Genomic DNA, 468 nt, shown 5'->3' on the forward strand with positions numbered 1-468 from the left:
CCACGCAGAAGACGAGCGCCGCGACGACGAGGTGGTAGCGGAACATCTTCGCGGCGACCGTCCCCGCGCCCATATCGGCGTCTCGCACGCGTCTCGCCACCGGGAACGCGCCCATGTACGAGACGGTCGCCACGACCGCGGCACCGACGCCGGTGAGCGCCCAGCCGAGAGCCGCCCGCGGCCAGTCGGTCTGGAGGCCGACGGCCGCGAGGAGCGCTCGGTCCGCGTTCGTCCACCAGACGACGCCGACGAACATGACGGCGGCGTAGAGCCAGTTGCTTCGCACTCGCTGTCTGAACCGCTGGACGGACACGTCTCGGCGTTCGAGGCGGCCGGCGCTGAGGCGCGACCAGCCGGCACCGAGGAGGGAGACGCCGACGAGCGCGCCGGCGAAGGTGACGGGAGCCATAGGTGACACTTCGTAGACGTGTCAAAAACCGTTCCGGCTTGCGAAAGTCAATTACCTCC

The 468-nt window shown here is 69.4% G+C and carries 1 pseudogene; it reads right to left on the bottom strand.

Features of this window, described 5'->3' with window-relative positions:
• A pseudogene (locus DEQ92_RS22460) lies at nucleotides 1–409 on the bottom strand (peptidase); the annotation flags it as partial.
• Nucleotides 410–468: the final 59 nt, after the last annotated feature.

It is taken from the genome of Haloferax sp. Atlit-6N, from assembly GCF_003383195.1.
Lineage (GTDB): Archaea > Halobacteriota > Halobacteria > Halobacteriales > Haloferacaceae > Haloferax > Haloferax gibbonsii.